Origin of the sequence: Limnobacter sp. SAORIC-690 (assembly GCF_002954425.1) — a bacterium.
GTDB classification, from domain to species: Bacteria; Pseudomonadota; Gammaproteobacteria; order Burkholderiales; family Burkholderiaceae_B; genus Limnobacter; species Limnobacter profundi.
In genome coordinates this window covers 1,593,174-1,604,881 of record NZ_MQVZ01000001.1, presented here as the reverse complement: position 1 = coordinate 1,604,881, position 11,708 = coordinate 1,593,174, and the positions used below count along the sequence as shown (strand labels likewise).

10 protein-coding genes are annotated in these 11,708 nt (G+C 53.6%); 4 read left to right on the top strand and 6 right to left on the bottom strand.

Going from position 1 to position 11,708, the window contains the following annotated elements; translation table 11 throughout:
- Window positions 1-102: 102 nt before the first annotated feature.
- From BSZ31_RS07660 to BSZ31_RS07650, 3 genes are all read left to right on the top strand, one after another.
- Entirely contained in the window at window positions 103-843 is a 741-nt protein-coding gene (locus tag BSZ31_RS07660; RefSeq protein WP_206018650.1) for a pseudouridine synthase, read from the top strand.
- Between the two features lie 97 nt (window positions 844-940).
- Entirely contained in the window at window positions 941-2,365 is a 1,425-nt protein-coding gene (locus tag BSZ31_RS07655; protein ID WP_105028249.1) for a hypothetical protein, read from the top strand.
- Window positions 2,362-4,761 (top strand): bifunctional diguanylate cyclase/phosphodiesterase, encoded by a 2,400-nt coding sequence (locus tag BSZ31_RS07650; protein WP_105028248.1) that lies wholly within the window; start codon window positions 2,362-2,364, stop codon window positions 4,759-4,761. Before BSZ31_RS07655 ends, BSZ31_RS07650 begins: the two co-directional genes overlap by 4 nt.
- A 557-nt stretch (window positions 4,762-5,318) precedes the next feature.
- Here BSZ31_RS07650 and BSZ31_RS07645 read toward each other — a convergent pair.
- From BSZ31_RS07645 to BSZ31_RS07630, 4 genes are all read right to left on the bottom strand, one after another.
- Window positions 5,319-5,669 carry a 6-carboxytetrahydropterin synthase gene (locus tag BSZ31_RS07645; protein WP_105028247.1) on the bottom strand — a complete coding sequence of 117 codons (351 nt, stop codon included), beginning with the start codon at window positions 5,667-5,669 and terminating at the stop codon, window positions 5,319-5,321.
- Window positions 5,666-6,316 carry a 7-carboxy-7-deazaguanine synthase gene (queE, locus tag BSZ31_RS07640; protein WP_255411422.1) on the bottom strand — a complete coding sequence of 217 codons (651 nt, stop codon included), beginning with the start codon at window positions 6,314-6,316 and terminating at the stop codon, window positions 5,666-5,668. The genes BSZ31_RS07645 and queE overlap by 4 nt, the downstream gene beginning before the upstream one ends.
- A 352-nt stretch (window positions 6,317-6,668) precedes the next feature.
- On the bottom strand, window positions 6,669-7,235 hold the full coding sequence (locus BSZ31_RS07635; protein WP_105028246.1) for a DUF1415 domain-containing protein: 567 nt from the start codon (window positions 7,233-7,235) through the stop codon (window positions 6,669-6,671).
- Entirely contained in the window at window positions 7,236-8,627 is a 1,392-nt protein-coding gene (locus BSZ31_RS07630; RefSeq protein WP_105028245.1) for a phosphomannomutase/phosphoglucomutase, read from the bottom strand.
- 123 nt (window positions 8,628-8,750) lie between these two features.
- On the opposite strand from BSZ31_RS07630, the gene BSZ31_RS07625 reads away from it, so the two are divergent.
- Window positions 8,751-9,596 carry a symmetrical bis(5'-nucleosyl)-tetraphosphatase gene (locus BSZ31_RS07625; protein WP_105028244.1) on the top strand — a complete coding sequence of 282 codons (846 nt, stop codon included), beginning with the start codon at window positions 8,751-8,753 and terminating at the stop codon, window positions 9,594-9,596.
- A 2-nt stretch (window positions 9,597-9,598) separates the two neighbouring features.
- Here the strand turns inward: BSZ31_RS07625 and BSZ31_RS07620 are convergent, their stop codons facing one another.
- Together BSZ31_RS07620 and BSZ31_RS07615 are read right to left on the bottom strand one after the other, a co-directional pair.
- A complete protein-coding gene (locus BSZ31_RS07620; RefSeq protein ID WP_105028243.1) occupies window positions 9,599-10,357 on the bottom strand; it encodes a 1-acyl-sn-glycerol-3-phosphate acyltransferase in 759 nt (252 codons plus the stop codon).
- A 28-nt stretch (window positions 10,358-10,385) separates the two neighbouring features.
- Entirely contained in the window at window positions 10,386-11,702 is a 1,317-nt protein-coding gene (locus BSZ31_RS07615) for a dihydroorotase (RefSeq protein WP_105028242.1), read from the bottom strand.
- Between the last annotated feature and the right edge of the window lie 6 nt (window positions 11,703-11,708).

The window sequence follows — 11,708 nt, the reverse complement described above, 5'->3', positions numbered from 1 at the left end:
CCCGACCGCAACCGCGCGGCCATGCGCAGTGCACCTGTGCCCCGGGCTGCCGGTGCAGCACGGCCTCGCCGCAGCAAGGTCACCGGCACAAACACACTGGACATGCTCGACCCGTTTGAACCACAACGCTTGAGCAAAATCATGGCTGCGAAAGGTCTTTGTTCGCGCCGCGAAGCAGATTACCTGATTGAAAACGGTTGGGTGCGCGTCAATGGAAAAGTGATTGACGAGCTGGGGGCCAAGGTGCTGCCCACTGTCACGATTGACCTGGATGCACGCGCAAAAAATGTACTCGGCAAGCAGGTCACCATTCTTTACCACAAGCCAATCGGTGTGGTTTCAGGGCAACCCGAGGGCCGGTACAAAGCCGCCATGGAATGCTTAAGCCTTGAGAATCAGGCCGACCGGAAAACATCGACTCCATTTCAGCCCGCCATGCTCAAAGGCCTTGCACCAGCAGGTCGTCTGGACATTGATTCCACGGGTTTGCTGGTACTGACCCAAGATGGACGAATCGCCAAACAATTGATCGATGCCAACAGCACAGTGGAAAAAGAATACCTGGTGCGGGTAGAAGGCGAATTGACTGACCGTGGACTTGAAATGCTGCGTTATGGCCTGAGCCTGGACGGCGAAGCTCTCAAACCCGCACGCGTCAGTTGGCAAAACGAGGACCAGCTTCGCTTCATTTTGAACGAAGGCAAAAAGCGGCAAATTCGCCGAATGTGTGAAATCGTCGGCCTGAAAGTGGTGGGCTTGAAACGTGTCCGGATTGGTCGAGTGATGCTGGGCGACCTGCCGGTGGGCCAGTGGCGTTTGCTGACACCCGAAGAACGATTCTGAAGGGGTGAAAATCCACTCTATTCAGGTGATTGATTACAAATGACTTCCAGTATTCTCGAATTTAACATTTGGACAAAGTTACATTCGAGAATTCACCATGCACGCCCAGCACTCGGCCCTGAACCAACAAGCTTCCCACGCTCCGGTGCAGCTACCCTCCCACGGCTTCTTTACTTTTCTAAGCAAACTGTCCGGCGCAGCGCCCAACGCCACTGACTTTGCCTCAATCCGGATCAACGCCGACTGGCTGTGCGTGATCGTCAGTTTTGCCTGCCTGGTGTTTGCCACCCTCGAAGGGCTGGCCTACAACAATTTGGTCCAAGCGCTGGGCTGGGGAATTCCGCTTTTTCTGAGCAGCCTGGCGATTACACGCTGGCACGCGGGACAGCCTTTGACCATGCACATCAACGCCGCACTGCTGGTGGGCATGGGCGCACTGCACGTGCACCTGGCACGCGGACTGCTTGAGTATCACTTCAGCTTTTTCATGTTGTTGCCAGTGATGCTGGCTTACCGGGACACTCGCCCCTTGCTCAGCATGGGCTTGTTTATCGTGATCCATCACATTGTGTTCGACATGCTGCAGCAGGCGGGTTTTGAATGCTACATCTTCCGCGGTCCATTTTCGGGCATGCCCGCAGTGGCTCTTCACGGCTTTTACGTGGCTGTGGCTGTATTGCTGCTCTCAGTCATCGCGCAAACGCTTCGCCAACATGCTTTGGCCGCAGAAGAAGGCGCCAAACTGTTAGCCTATCTGGACAAGGAAAAGGGTATTAACCTGCGTGTGCGTGCTCAAACCGATGAGCAAGGCCGCATGTCGCCGATGGGGCAGGTCTTCAATGATTATGCAGACAACATGGCGTTTGTGGTGGCTGCATTCAAAATGCTTCGCGCCGATATTCGCGAATTGTCGCAAATTGCCAAAGAACTGGGTGCGGGTAATACACAACAAATGGAAGAGAGCTCACAGGCTTCCAAAAAGCTGCGCGACTTTGTTCAAAGCCTGGGTAACCAAACCCGCATGGGACAAAGCACTGCTGAGCTGTCCAAGAAAGTCACCGAAGACAGTTTTGATCTGCTCAATGAACTGAACCAATCCCTGGAACAATTACAACGCATCAGCAAACAGGCTTTTGATTCCAGTCAACAGATGCAGGCCCTGCACAAGGAGTTTCAAAAAGAACTGTCTCCTGCTGTAGCACAGCAGGTGCAAGCGACCTTGGGTACGCTGGACAATCTGAACGAACGCACCAACGGCTTCATGGCCCGGATGGATGTGCTGAAAAGCGGCTTGAGCGCCATTGAGAACCAGTTGGTATCCATTGACCGTGCCACACATCAGTGGGTAGAAAATGGTCATGGCAATCAACGTCAGGGTTGGGAAGTGCTGGGTGCCATGGAAGGGATGCAAGCGCGCACGGAAAGCGCCTTCCGAACGTTGGCCAGCACGGTACAAACCATATTGCGCTCCGATGAGTTGATGCGCGAAATGGAAAAACGGCTCTCGAGGTTCGATGTATGAGCCTGAGCAATGTTCTTGATGATCCGCTGATCAATGAGCTACTGGACAGCGGCACCTCGCGTTATGCCCTGCTGGGTCATGTTAACGAGGAATTAAGCCTCATCGCAGCCAGCAAATTATTCCGACAAGAGCTGGGATTCAAATCGGGCAGTGAACTGATTGTGAATCGCTACGGCATGGCCATTTATCGCGCTTTTTCAAATGCATTGCACCGGCAACAAGGCTGGACAGGTCATGTCAAAGTCAACTCGCAGTGGTTGCGTTTACAAATGCTGGCGCACGGCGAGTTCGGAGTAATTCAGGAACACGACGCAAAAAACACCCAACTGTCCACACCCGCCGTGTCTGCGGTCAATACACCGGAACAACGCTCCGATTTCTCCGACAGCATCGACAAAAAAATTCCCAACAGTGTGTTGCTAAATGTCGACGACAAGGGGCGCATCAAGAAACTGAGCCCCTCACTGGAAGAGTTTTTGGGACAAAGCAGCGAGCAACTGGAAAACCTGGACGCGTCCAACCTGGTGTTTCGCACCGATGTGGGTCAATTCAAGCGACTGCTCGACCAGGTAAAATACCAGACAGGCTCTACTGACGGCTCCTTCCGCCTGCGCAACACATTCAACGATGTGGTGTACTTCGACTGGACGGCGGCCTGCATCGGCGCAGACATACTGCTGATTGGGCGCTCAAGCAATATTCATCTTGAAGAAGCGTTGTTAAAAAGTGAAGAACGCATCAACAACATTCTTGAATCGATGGATGATGCGTTTTTCGCCATCGACATGAATGGCTATGTGAATTACCTCAATGAAAAAGGTGCTGAACTTCTGGGTAAAACTGCGCCGTTGTTGCTGGGTCGCATGGTGTGGGAACGTGCCCCCCACTTGAAGAAAACGCCTTTGTTCAAGTATGTGAATCAGGCCAAAGGCAGCATGCAACCTGAAACATTCCAGTGGCAGGACCCTGCCAACGAAATGTGGTACCAAGTGAAAGCCTACCCAAGCGATGAACTGATTTCGATTTTCTTCACCGACATCAGCTCCATCAAGCGCAATGAAAGCAAAATGCGGCATCAGGCCACGCATGATCCATTGACGGGTCTGCCCAATCGTTTGGCCCTGTCGCAAACTTTGCAAGAACTACTGGGCAATGACCAGGTTCAGGATTTCAAGCTGGGCTTGCTGTTTATCGACCTGGATGGCTTTAAGGCGGTGAATGACACGCTTGGGCATGACCGCGGCGATGACTTGCTGATCGCCGTGTCCAAACGGCTGCGCAGCGTGGTGCGCAGTTCAGACATCGTTGCCCGTTTGTCAGGCGATGAGTTTGTCATTACCCTGCCCTACATTGCCGACCAGGAAACCGCATTCAATGTGGGCCGAAAGGTCGTGGACGCAGTCAGCAAAAAACCGTTTGAGTTGGGTGAAAAGAAAATTTATGTGGGTGCCTCGGTCGGCGTGGCCCTGTTTCCCACCGATGCCACCGATGTGGAAGGCCTGCTGAAACATGCCGATATTGCGATGTACCAGGCCAAACAAGCCGGCAAAAATACGGTGCGCGTATTCCACGCCAACATGAGCGCAACCCTACAGACCAAAGTGGATCTTGAGAACGATTTGCACGATGCAATTTTGCACGATCGAATCGAATTGCATTATCAGCCGCGCTTTAACGCCAATGGTTCCATTTGTTCGGTTGAAGCGCTGGCACGGATGCGTTCCCGCACAGGTGAATTGATTCCACCGGCCCAGTTCATTCCGATTGCCGAGGAAACCGGTTTGATCATTCCGATGGGTGAACAGGTGATGCGCAAGGCCTGCAAATGGCTGAAAGACACCAACAAGAAACTGAAGAATCCAATTAGCGTTTCAGTGAATGTATCGGGAATTCAGTTGCTGGATGGCAAACTCTGTGACACAGTCGAAAAGGTACTTAAACTAACAGCATTGCCCCCCAGGCTGCTTGAACTTGAGTTGACTGAAACCGTGTTGATGCAGAATCAGGAAACGGTGCTGCACGACCTGAACCGTTTACATGAGTTGGGAGTATCCCTGTCGATCGACGACTTCGGCACGGGATATTCCTCACTGGCCACACTGCACAGAATGCCGGTTCAGTCGATCAAGCTTGATCGATCATTTGTCAGCAACCTGCCCAACAAAACCGACAGTGTAATTTTGTCACGCACTGTGTTGGCGATGGCTCAGGCACTGGGTTTGGGAGTTGTCGCTGAAGGCGTTGAAACCGCCGAGCAACGTGATTTCCTGATTGAGTCGGGTGTGCTTGAACTGCAAGGTTTTGGCCTGGCTCGACCGATGACGGCAGATGATTCACGCCAGTTTGTGTGGGCCCAGCAAATTACAAGCGACAAGGCGAAGAAAATTCTGGCGTGACAGCTAGGGTTGCGATTTCTCTTCTGCCGCTTAACTGCCCGATCGGCTTGGGCTCCGATCTCTCGCAGCCTCTTAATCGCCCAATTGGCTTGGGTTCCGATCTTTCGCCAGAAAACCTGTTTCTCCCTTGCTGAGCCTTGCGATGCCTGAGAACGACCCTCCTAAACTGCGGGTCGGGTTCGTTCTCTGTCGCCCATGCTGGGCAACACCGGCCCAGCTCGGCACACAAGGGCAGGTTTTCTTGAAGGCGAGGCGATCGAAACACCGCCGCCGATTGGGCGTTGCGCCAGCGGTGACTCGGAGCTGAACTTGCAATGGGTCGCACGATGACCAGTCAGAAAACTTGCCGGCTTGGCGCGCCGAGACTAACGATCGCGCTATGGCGCGAAAGCCAAGACCCGACCATTACTTTTGGAGGGCTTGGCTTAGTGCAGGCTCAAGACGACAAGCCGAAATGCCAAGTTTTCGGGCAGCGGTGACCCTTCAAGTTTGGCTCTAAAGTCGCCACGCAAGCGCGCTAAAGACAACCCACGCCGAGTTGGCCAGAAACCGCAGCCTCAGGCCCGGCCTTCCGCCTTCGCATCCTCAAGATCAAACTCAACCCCAAACCCGATCGACCCGCGAAATACTTTCACTTTGATCAAGGGCCCCACCGGGCGAAGTTGATCCCAAATCCAGCGGGCAATGTTTTCTGAAGTGGGCAGCTCAATCAACTCGTTCAAATAAGAATGATCAAGCCGCTTGTGCACCGCCCCCACATGTTGGGTCAAAAGACTTTCAGGCACCACATAGCCATCCGTGGCAGGGCCTTCAAACCACACCTCGGCAGTGTAGCTGTGGCCGTGCAAACCCGGCCAATCGGGTAACTGGTGCGCTACATCGAAGGTGAATTGTTTGAAAACTTTCATGGCATTCCAATTACTTTGTGGGTTTGTACACTCAAACGCCACTGGGGTTTGTCCAAACAGGTTTGTATGGCCACCTGCAAATTTCTGGATTTCTTGACAGGGTCGGAGTCGTCCATGGCTTGCACAAAATAGTGCTCAAACTGCAATCGACCCAGGGCATTCAAGTCCTGCCCCAACTGTGGCACCACCACCTTTAATTCATGGCCGCTGGTTTGTACCAGCTCGCTGCCAAACTTGGGGCTGACGCAAATCCAGTCGACACCCGAAGGCACAGGCAAGGTGCCGTTGGTCTCGATGGCAATTTCAAACCCATTCGCGTGCACAGCGTCAATCAAAGAAGTGTCAAGTTGCAAGGTGGGCTCGCCACCGGTGAATACCACATAGGGCTTCGCTGTGCCTTGCCCACCTTGATAAGTGTTTGCAATGGCCCTGGCCAGCGTTACGGCGTCCTTGAACTTGCCACCGCCCACGCCATCGGTGCCCACAAAATCGGTGTCACAGAATTTGCACACGGCCGTGGCCCTGTCTTCTTCGCGACCAGTCCACAAATTGCACCCGGCAAAACGACAAAAAACGGCCGCTCTGCCTGCCTGAGCACCTTCGCCCTGCAGGGTGTAAAACATCTCTTTGACGGTGTAAGTGGCCACGGCAGTTTCGCTTGTTTGTTACAGGCGCAATGCTACTTGAATTGGGAAATTGTGCCCAGAAAAAGGGCAAAAAAATGCCCGATATGGTTAATCGGGCAAACCTCAGAAGCAAAAGAGGAGGGATGTGAACCCACAGTTTGCAAGCACTCCGATTTACCTGCAAGCCCATTTTTCGAGGCTTTCCTCGAAACTCCAAAGTTACATCCAAGGTTTTGGACTAGAGTAAAACCTCAAAAACCGCGAAATATAATCGCCGCTTTGCTTTCCGGTAAACGCTTGTAATCGAGGTGCTCAATTAGAGCAAAACACCCAATTCATGCACGGTGTTGTTTTATTTTTAACACCCTGTTGTTTATTTCCCGCCAGCGCCCTTCAAACACGCATTCAACAGCGTCTGCATTTTCTCAAGACCCTGTTCATTCATGCAATCAATGTTGCGCTCGGGGATCAAATCCACCTCGGGATAATTGTCGATGGCCTCGCTTAAGCTGTCTTCGCGCAGCAGGTGCAATATGGGGTAAGGCGAACGGTTGGTGTAATTTTCAACGTCGTCGGGCTCGGTACCGCCAAACTGGTAATCCGGATGAAAACTGGCCACCTGGTAAACGCCTTCCAGATTCATATCGACCAATAACTCATCGGCCGCTTCCAGAAAATCGTTGTAGTGGTAAAAATCCTGCAGCACTTGCGGGTGAATCAAAAGTGTTGTTTCCACGGCTTCGTCCACATTCAACAAAGCCAGCTCATGGGCTAGTTCGTCCAGCAGCGTGGCTTCATCCTTGGCCTTGCTCACCACAAAACGCACACGGTCTTTCACCAACTCGCGCTTGGCAAATGGGCACAAATTAAAGGCCACCACCACCTGCTCTACCCAGCGGCGGGTGACTTCAATAATCTCAAGGTCTGTTGCGTGGGTCATTTAGAACGGCAACTTCACATCGGGAGCCACCGCAAAAATGGCAGCCTTGAATTCGCCTTGAATACGAGCCAGCGCAGCATCACTGTCGGCTTCAAAACGCATCACCACGACAGGTGTTGTGTTGGATGGGCGCGCCAGCCCGAAACCATCGGCATACTCGGCCCGCACACCGTCAATGGTGTTGACCGATTCCGAACTTGGAAACTTACCCTCGGCCTGCAAGCGCTTCACAATGTCAAAGTTCACACCTTCAGCAGTTTGCAACTGCAATTCGGGTGTGCTCGATGAATTGGGCAAAGCATTCAGTTCAGCACTGGGGTTGCTGCCACGAGACAAAATCTCCAGCAAACGCACGCCCGCGTACAAACCATCGTCAAAGCCAAACCAGCGTTCCTTGAAAAACACATGGCCGCTCATCTCGCCTGCCAGAGGAGCGCCGGTTTCCTTCAACTTGGCCTTGATGAGCGAGTGCCCGGTTTTCCACATCAAAGGCTCGCCACCTGCGGCCTTTACAGCCTTGGCCACGTGGCGCGTGCACTTCACGTCATAAATCACCATGGCACCAGGGTTACGGGCAATCACATCGCGGGCAAACAAAATAAGCTGGCGGTCGGGATAAATAATTTCACCGTCTTTGGTCACAACGCCCAAGCGGTCGCCGTCGCCGTCAAAGGCCAAACCAATTTCAGCATCGCCGTTTTTCACGCAAGCAATCAGGTCTTGCAGGTTCTCCGGGTGTGCAGGGTCGGGATGGTGGTTCGGGAAATTGCCGTCCACTTCGCAAAACAGCTCTGTTACTTCACAACCCAAGGCTTCATACAGTGTTTTTGCAAATGCACCCGCCACGCCGTTGCCACAATCGACGGCAATTTTCATGGGACGTGCCAGTTTGATGTGACCCAGAATATTGCTCAAATAATCAGGCCACACATTCAGTTCACGGTAGCCACCGCGCTGCACGCCAGGCACCACGCCACGCACGGGCTTCTCGGTTTGAATCCATGTCAACAAGCCTTGAATGGTCTCGCCATACAAGGTTTCTCCAGCCACCATCATTTTCAGGCCGTTGTATTGGGGGGGGTTGTGGCTGCCGGTCACCTGCACTCCGGTGCCGTTGCCCAGCAAGAAAGTGGCAAAGTAAACCAGCGGGGTTGCCACCATGCCCACGTCCACCACACTCACACCCGCATCCCGAAAACCATCGGCCAGTGCGCCACACAGGCGTGGACCACTCAAACGCCCATCTCGCCCTACCACCGCCTCGTTTTTGCCGCGGCTCAATGCCAACTGCCCCAAGGCACGGCCCACGCAATAGGCAGCGTCTTCGGTCAAGGTGTCGTCCACGATGCCGCGAATGTCATAGGCTTTGAAAATAGATGAGGAGATGCTCATGGTTGAATACCTGAAATAGTCAAAATAGGAAAAAGGAAACGCTAAGGCCTTGTCTTACTGAATGCGTTGAATACTTGGACTCAAGGCATAATACTACTTTCGTCGTTTTGGTTTGTTTTCATTATGGCCAACTATGTGATTGGCGACGTTCAAGGTTGTCTGGATTCTTTGTTGAAACTGCTGGACAAACTTCAGTTCAACCCACAGGCCGATGTGCTTTGGTTTGCCGGCGACCTGGTCAACCGCGGGCCCCGCTCGCTGGACACACTGCGGTTTGTGCATGGCCTTGGCGAAAGGGCCCACACCGTGCTGGGCAACCACGACTTGCACTTACTCGCCCTGTGGTGCAACAGTGGCCGCAGCCATGAAAGCGACACCATTGCTGAGGTAGTGAATGCACTCGATGGCGAAGCATTGGTGAACTGGCTGCGAGGCCAACCCCTGGCCCTGCGCTTGCCACTTACACAAAATACTTTGAATAACGGATTGCTGACCCATGCAGGTATATTGCCGGAATGGAGTTTTGAAGATGCCCTGGCATTGTCCGAAGAAGTACAGAATGTGTTGTCTGGCCCGGACTGGCAAACCTTCATGGCCGAGCTGTACGGCAACAAGCCCAATCGCTGGGACCCTGCGCTAGAAGGGTTCGACCGCCTGCGTTTGATTGTGAATGTATTTACCCGCATGCGCATGGTGCGCGACGACGGCAAAATCGACTTCAAATACAAACTAGAGCCAGCCGACGCCCCCCCCGAACTGAAACCCTGGTTTGAACTCGCGCGAAAATTTTCAGGAGAAGGCCCAATCTTGTTCGGGCATTGGTCCACACTGGGCCAGCTGAAAAACAAGGCAGGCTACTGCCTGGACACAGGTTGTGTGTGGGGCGGTCAACTTACTGCACTTCGTCTGGAAGACGAGGCCATTATTCAGGTAGACGCAGTCGAGCCACCCCTGCCTACCATTGCCTGAATTCAAGCAGCCGCGCTGGTCTTGCCACACAGCGCGCGTATTTTTTCATGCGCTTCATCGCTTAGTTCATGCCGTGTGCGCCCCTCTGGGTTGATCGGCGCGTGAATATACAGCTGGACCACATACCCGGTTTTACTATTCAACAACACCTGAATGTTCTCTAGCAAGCTTTGTTCGCCGATGAATGCAGGCTGCGTAGAAAACTTTCCATCGGGGGTGAAGTACTGCAAGCTGACAGGCAACAAAGGCACCTTGGCTTGTATCGCAGGTTGTACAAAATTGCTGTGAAAATGCAAGGGTGCATCCCCAGGCCCGGTTGTACCTTCCGGGAATACAGCCACGCAACGCCCTGTACCCAATACCTTGACGGCAGCGTGAATCACATCGCGAACAGCATGCCGCTTACCACGCTCAATAAAAAGTGTACCGCTGCGCTTGGCCAGCAAACCACCAATGGGCCATTTTGATATTTCAGATTTGGCAATGAAAGTCACCGGGTGAATGCTGTTGAACGCGAAAATGTCCAACCAGGACACGTGCGTGCTGTAAAGCAAACACGGTTTGTGAATGGCGTAATTCGATTCAGGCGATTCATACACCACCTTCACCTGCACATTCAGAATACCCAGCAACTGGCGGGCCCATCGCTTCTCGATTGCCTCTTTCAGAGCCTTGCCCAACATCGGCCAAAACACCAAAGCCACCACAAAACCGTACAGCAGGTGAATAACCAGCCGAAGCAACATGAACACTTTACGCATGCCTTGAAGTCCTTGTACTTGGTGACCTTTAGGCCACCAGCACTTTCATTTTGCTTTTTTCAAGGCTGCTGTAGCCCACGTTGCCATTCACCATGGTCAGTTGCACTTTGCCCTGCATGGGAAAACCATTGAACGGGGTGTGCTTGCCCTGGCTAATCAAACTGGCCTCGCCCACCACCCAATCTACTTCCGGGTTGAACAGGCACAGATCGGCCGGCATACCAGTGCGCAAACTGCCCGCTTGAACCTTGATAATGTCGGCGGGGTTGCCACACAACAATTCGACAATTCGTGAGGGGGGCACGTTCTGCTCACGCATCCACTTCACGGTCAAAGTCAACAACAACTCCAGCCCGGTCGCGCCCGCCTCGCTCTCCGCAAAAGGCAACAACTTGGCATCGTCGTCTACCGGGGTATGGTCCGAGCAAATCGCATCAATCGTGCCATCCAGCAAACCGGCACGAATGGCGTCGCGGTCGCGCTGCTCGCGCAAGGGCGGGATCAGGTGGGCGTTGGGGTCGAAGAAACCAATGTCCAGGTCGGTTAAATGCACGTGGTGAATTGCCACATCGCAAGTCACGGGCAAACCTTCGGCTTTGGCTTGTCGAACCAGTTCAATGCCCTTGGCCGAACTGATGCGGCAAATGTGCATGCGCGTGCCGGTTGTCCGTACCAGCTCAAAATAAGCCTGCAGGGCAATGGTTTCGGCCATCACCGGAATGCCGCTCAAACCCATGCGTGAAGCATAAGCACCGGCATGGGCCACGCCGCCCTTGCTGAAGTTGGGCTCAGTGGGCCGCAAAAACACGGTGAAACCAAAGTTGCGGGCATACTTCATGGCTTGCAGCAACACACGCAAATCGCGAATTGGCGATTCAGCCTGGCTGAAACCCACACAGCCGGCTTCAGTCAGCTCGGCCATTTCAGTCAGGGTTTCGCCATTCAAACCACTGGTGAGTGCACCGAGCGGGTACACCTTGGCCAGGTTCAACTGGCGGGCCTTGAACTTCAGCATTTCGATCAGGCCGGGTTCGTCCAGCACAGGTTCCGTGTCGGGCGGGCACACCAGTGAAGTAACTCCCCCGGCCATAGCGGCTTCAATCTCACTTTCCAGCGTGGCGCGGTATTCGTAGCCGGGCTCGCGCAGGCGGGCAGACAAATCCACCAGCCCGGGCAGCACCCAAAGGCCAGTTGCGTCAATGGTTTTGCTGGGCGCGAAATCAGTTGGCATTTCGCCTTTGGGGGCCACCGCCACCACACGGCCTGCAGCCACCGCCACATCCATAGTCGCATCGGCACCAATGCTGGGGTCTATGACGCGCCCACCAGAAATCAACACTCGCATCGTCTT